Source organism: Phocaeicola sp. ICN-14070 (genome assembly GCF_037892625.1).
Lineage (GTDB): Bacteria > Bacteroidota > Bacteroidia > Bacteroidales > Bacteroidaceae > Phocaeicola > Phocaeicola plebeius.
The window spans coordinates 1-5,523 of the sequence record NZ_JBBKBF010000110.1 but is presented as its reverse complement, the minus strand read 5'-3'; the positions used below and the strand labels follow the sequence as shown (position 1 = coordinate 5,523).

Sequence of the window (5,523 nt, the reverse complement as noted above, 5' to 3'; positions counted from 1 at the left end):
ATATTTTCTGCAGCCTCTCAAAAACGCAAGTGCATTTGATATAAAACGCAAGTGCGTTTCACTTCAAACGCAAGGACGTTTGATCTTAAACGCAAGTGCGTTTTGGATGGAACGCAAGTGCATTTTTTCACGCTCGTCAATGTGCAGACCTTCACGATGGATTAATATTATATAACAAGTTAAATATCAACCAATTACTAATCAATCATAAATTTTGCAGCAGACTATTGAATCAAGCCCTCGACACTACCTTATTATATTGTACTATAAAAATCCCTTCAAAAGCTACCTAAAATAAATTTAAAATCAAATTTAAGACCATAATCACCACTCTGTAAAAAAGAAAATTACCCTCTTGTATTTTTGCTTTTTCAGGCAAAAAGAATAACTTTGTTTATTAATCAAAAAACGACTTATAATGAAAGAATTTCTTCGGAGCACCCTGGCTACCATTACAGGCGTGCTGATTTGCGGATTCATTTTTATCATCCTGGGTGTCACCATGCTGGCAGGAATTGTGGCTTCTTCTGAAAGCGAAACCTTAGTCATGCCCAATTCTGTTTTTACGCTCGAACTGAAAGGCACCGTTCAAGAACGCTATCAGCCTAGCCCCGTAGACCAGTTCTTTGAAGACCAGATTTCTACATACGGACTGGAAGATATTCTGAGTTCTATCCAGAAAGCCAAAGAAAACGAACAGATTAAGGGTATCTACCTGCATACCGGAGCATTGGCATGTTCTACTGCCTCTTTACAGGCCATTCACCGCGCACTGGCCGATTTCAAGCAAAGCGGTAAGTTTCTGATTGCCTATGCCGACATGTATACACAAGGCGGTTATTACCTGGCCAGTGTAGCCGACAAGGTAATTGTGAACCCTGTAGGAAGTCTCTCCTGGCACGGACTGGCCAGCGAGACCATGTTCCTGAAAGATTTTCTGGCCAAAATCGGAGTCAAGATGCAGATATTCCGTGTAGGCACCTACAAATCGGCCGTTGAACCGATGACCAATACCGAAATGAGTCCGGCCAACCGCGAACAGACTCAAGCCTTTCTGGAATCTACCTGGAAGAGCATTGTGGACGATGTAGCAGCTTCCAGAAATATTTCAGTCGATTCCTTGAACTTATTAGCTGACAAGAATATGGACTTGCGCCCAGCTGAAGACTACGTGCATTGCGGACTGGCCGACACACTGATGTACAAGGATGAAGTACTTAGCTACTTAAAATCGCTCGCCGGACTGACCGAGGAAGACGATCTCCACACCCTGAGTCTGGACGAAATGACTCGTGTAAAATCGGCCACCCCGAAAAGCAAGACCAGAGATGTGGTAGCCGTTTATTATGCTTACGGAGAAATTGACAACGGTTCCTCTTACGATGAAGGTATCAACTCTGAGAAGATGACGAAAGACTTGCGCGATTTGCGTAAGGACAAAAACGTGAAAGCGGTCGTGCTCCGCGTGAACTCTCCGGGAGGAAGTGCCTATGGTTCGGAACAGATTTGGCGTGAAGTGAACTTGCTGAAAGCTGAAAAACCGGTCGTAGTATCAATGGGTGACTATGCTGCTTCCGGCGGTTACTACATTTCTTGCGCTGCCAACAAAATCGTGGCTGAACCGGCTACTCTGACCGGTTCCATCGGCATCTTCGGTATGATGCCCGACGCTTCAGAATTACTGACCAATAAACTGGGACTCCATTTTGACGGAGTCAAGACACATAAAATGGCCGACATGGGCAGCATGAGCCGTCCGTTCAATGCAGAAGAATCGGCCCTGATGCAACAGATGGTGAACCAGGGATATGCCTTGTTTACCAAACGCTGTGCCGAAGGACGAAATATCCCGTTAGAGGAGCTCTGCAAGATTGCGGAAGGCCGTGTATGGACCGGAAGTATGGCCAAAGAGCTGAAACTGGTAGACGAACTGGGGGGACTGGATACTGCCATCCAACTGGCTGCCGAACTGGGGAAAGTAAAGGACTATAAACTGAAAAGCTACCCGGCTAAGCAGGATTTCCTGACAGAACTGCTGAACACCCGCACTGACCGCTACATTCACGGCCAGTTGCAGGAAACTTTCGGTGAATATTATCAAGGCTTTGAGTGGTTGCGCCACGTGGAACAGTCCGACCGCCTGCAAGCCCGTTTGCCGTTCAATATGCGTATCCAATAAGCAGGAGGCGCGTTCATGAGCGGAAAATGCAAGATATATTGGGGGCTATGGCCCTTCAGTGCCCTCTACGGTATCGGTGTGAAGGTACGAAATCTCTTGTTCGACGTGGGCTGGCTCCGCGAAGAACGCTTTCCGTTACCCGTCATCTGCATCGGCAACCTGACCGTAGGCGGTACTGGGAAAACTCCTCACACGGAATACCTCATCCGGCTATTACAGGACTCATTCCGGCTGGCCGTACTAAGCCGGGGCTACAAGCGGAAATCCAAAGGTTTCGTGCTGGCCTCTTCCACCTCCCGGATGGAAGACATCGGTGACGAGCCTTACCAGATGGCTCGCAAGTTTTCCAGCATTCACGTGGCCGTAGATGGTGACCGCTGCCGGGGTATCCGCCAGCTTATCTCTCTGCAAGGAGCACCCGATACGGAAGTCATCCTGCTGGACGATGCCTTTCAACACCGTTACGTGCGACCAGGACTACGCATCCTGCTGATGGATTACCATCGTCCTGTGGAATGTGACCAGCTTCTTCCTGCCGGACGCCTTCGGGAACCTGCCAGCGGAAAGAAACGAGCCGATTTGCTCATCGTCACGAAATGCCCGCCTACCCTCAGTCTGGAGGAATGCGAACGTATCCGCCAACGTATACATCCTCTCCCGCATCAGGAAGTGTTTTTCACTACCCTGGCCTACGGAAAGTTGTATCCTTTATTTATGGATGCTCCTGCCCAACCGCTGGATGCGTTAAAAGATAAAGAAGTGCTGCTGGTCACCGGCATTGCCTCACCGGCACCATTGATGGAGAAAGTCGGCCGACACGCCGCCCGTGTCACTCCACTGTTCTTTGGAGACCATCACAATTTTGACGGTGCCGACATGCAACAGATTGCACAGCAGTTCCGCCAGCTACCGGAAACCCGCCGTCTCATCCTGACTACCGAGAAGGATGCCTCACGGCTTATCGGTCATCCCCAGCTCAGCGAAGAACTGAAACCCTATATTTACGTGCTCCCTATAGAAGTGGAGTTTCTGCACAAAGGAGAACTAGTATTTAACCCTAAAATCATTGAGTATGTTAGAAAAAATTCAAGAAACAGCTGCCTTTCTGAAGGCTAAAATGCACACTCACCCCGAAACAGCCATCATCCTGGGTACAGGACTGGGCAGTCTGGTGCACGAAATCACCGACAAGTATGAAATCAACTATTCGGAAATCCCGAATTTCCCGGTTTCAACCGTCGAAGGACACAGCGGGAAACTGATTTTCGGGAAACTGGGCAACAAGGACATCATGGCCATGCAGGGACGCTTTCATTTCTATGAAGGCTATTCTATGAAGGAAGTAACTTTCCCCGTACGCGTGATGCGTGAACTGGGCATCAAAACCCTCTTCGTATCGAATGCTGCAGGAGGTACTAATCCCGACTTTGAAATCGGTGACCTGATGATTATTACCGACCACATCAATCTCTTCCCGGAACATCCGCTTCGTGGAAAGAACATCGAATACGGACCACGCTTCCCGGATATGAGCGAGGCTTATTCTAAGGAACTGATTGCAAAAGCCCTGGAAATCGCTCAGGAAAAAGGCATCAAAGTGCAACAAGGCGTATACCTCGGTACCCAAGGCCCGACATTCGAGACTCCGTCGGAATATAAAATGTTCCACATTCTGGGTGCTGATGCCGTAGGTATGTCAACCGTACCGGAAGTAATTGTAGCCAACCATTGCGGCATTAAGATATTCGGTGTATCAGTCATCACCGACCTGGGCGTGGAAGGCAAGATTGTGGAAGTATCCCACGAAGAAGTACAGAAGGCTGCCGACGAAGCACAGCCTCGTATGACCACCATTATGAGAGAACTTATCAACAGAGCGTAAAAATACTATGCACGAAGGAAACAGAACAGAAATTTCAACACTGGGTGAGTTTGGACTTATCAAGCATCTCACCCAAGATATTAAATTACAGAACCCGGAAACGAAATACGGTGTGGGCGACGATGCGGCCGTATTGGAATTTCCCGGCAAGCAGGTGCTGGTCACCACCGACCTGCTGATGGAAGGTGTACACTTTGATCTGGTATATACCCCGCTGAAGCACCTGGGATACAAATCGGCCATGGTGAACTTCTCTGATATTTACGCCATGAACGGTACTCCGAAGCAGATTACTGTATCACTGGCTGTATCCAAACGTTTCTGCATCGAAGACCTGGAAGATTTCTACGACGGGCTGAAACTGGCTTGCGCACAGCATCAGGTAGACCTCGTAGGAGGTGACACCACATCTTCTGTTACAGGGCTGGCCATTTCCATCACCTGCATTGGAGAAGCCGATAAAGACAAGGTAGTTTACCGCAACGGTGCCAAAGAAACTGACCTGATCTGCGTATCAGGCGATTTGGGAGCTGCTTACATGGGACTTCAGCTGATGGAGCGAGAGAAAGCCGTATTCCAGGGCGAAAAAGATGTACAACCCGACTTTGCCGGCAAAGAATACTTACTGGAACGCTTCCTGAAACCGGAAGCCCGCAAGGATATTGTGGAAAGTCTGGCTAAAGCCGGTATTAAGCCCACTGCCATGATGGACATCTCCGACGGATTGTCATCCGAGCTGATGCACATCTGTTCACAAAGCCATGCCGGTTGCCGCGTGTACGAAGAGCGAATTCCGATTGACTATCAGACAGCCGTAATGGCCGAAGAGTTCAACATGAACCTGAGCACCTGTGCTCTGAACGGTGGCGAAGATTACGAACTGCTCTTCACGGTACCGTTGACCGCGCACGAGGTCGTATCTCAGATGAAAGACGTGAAAGTTATCGGTCACATCACCAAACCCGAACTGGGATGCGCCCTTGTCACCCGTGATGGAAATGAACTTGAACTGAAAGCACAAGGCTGGAATCCTCTGAAAGGATAAAACTCTTTTATAGTCTAGATTTGAAACCTTCCTTTTTCGATATCCGACCTTATTTCGGAGTGAAAAAGGAAGGTTTTTTAGAGTTATTATCGGTATTTTCCAAAAAAATGCCGTTTTTTGCACAAAAATCGCATTTTTTCTACTGAAATGTTTGCAAGTTTCAAAAGTTTGTGTACCTTTGCAACCGCAATCGAGAAACATTGATTGCGAACATAAAAATGCTGGTGCCATAGCTCAGTTGGTAGAGCAAAGGACTGAAAATCCTTGTGTCCCCGGTTCGATTCCTGGTGGCACCACCTGCAAAACTCCGAAATGCTTCATTATCAAGCGTTTCGGAGTTTTTCGTTTTAGCAGATAGTGCTGAGTTACCTATAAGGTAATCATCTGAAACTGTTTAAATCGCCTTGATTAAATACC

At 47.9% G+C, this 5,523-nt stretch carries 4 protein-coding genes and 1 tRNA gene; all 5 read left to right on the top strand.

The annotated features are described in order from the left end of the window. Positions 1-418: 418 nt before the first annotated feature. The 5 genes from sppA to WKT20_RS17410 all read left to right on the top strand — a co-directional run bounded on the left by sppA (position 419) and on the right by WKT20_RS17410 (position 5,402). Entirely contained in the window at positions 419-2,179 is a 1,761-nt protein-coding gene (gene sppA, locus WKT20_RS17430; RefSeq protein WP_340417807.1) for a signal peptide peptidase SppA, read from the top strand. Between the two features lie 15 nt (positions 2,180-2,194). Continuing rightward, positions 2,195-3,295 (top strand): tetraacyldisaccharide 4'-kinase, encoded by a 1,101-nt coding sequence (gene lpxK, locus WKT20_RS17425; protein WP_340417806.1) that lies wholly within the window; start codon positions 2,195-2,197, stop codon positions 3,293-3,295. Next, a complete protein-coding gene (locus WKT20_RS17420; RefSeq protein WP_118212264.1) occupies positions 3,252-4,061 on the top strand; it encodes a purine-nucleoside phosphorylase in 810 nt (269 codons plus the stop codon). The genes lpxK and WKT20_RS17420 overlap by 44 nt, the downstream gene beginning before the upstream one ends. A gap of 7 nt (positions 4,062-4,068) precedes the next feature. Beyond that, a complete protein-coding gene (gene thiL, locus WKT20_RS17415) occupies positions 4,069-5,106 on the top strand; it encodes a thiamine-phosphate kinase (RefSeq protein WP_007560647.1) in 1,038 nt (345 codons plus the stop codon). 223 nt (positions 5,107-5,329) lie between these two features. Next, positions 5,330-5,402: transfer RNA gene (locus WKT20_RS17410), tRNA-Phe, on the top strand. Positions 5,403-5,523 lie beyond the last annotated feature (121 nt).

Coding starts and splice junctions, on each gene's coding strand:
- sppA (WP_340417807.1), top strand. CDS start 419: ATGAAAGAATTTCTTCGGAGCACCCTGGCTACCATTACAGGCGTGCTG.
- thiL (WP_007560647.1), top strand. CDS start 4,069: ATGCACGAAGGAAACAGAACAGAAATTTCAACACTGGGTGAGTTTGGA.
- WKT20_RS17420 (WP_118212264.1), top strand. CDS start 3,252: ATGTTAGAAAAAATTCAAGAAACAGCTGCCTTTCTGAAGGCTAAAATG.
- lpxK (WP_340417806.1), top strand. CDS start 2,195: ATGAGCGGAAAATGCAAGATATATTGGGGGCTATGGCCCTTCAGTGCC.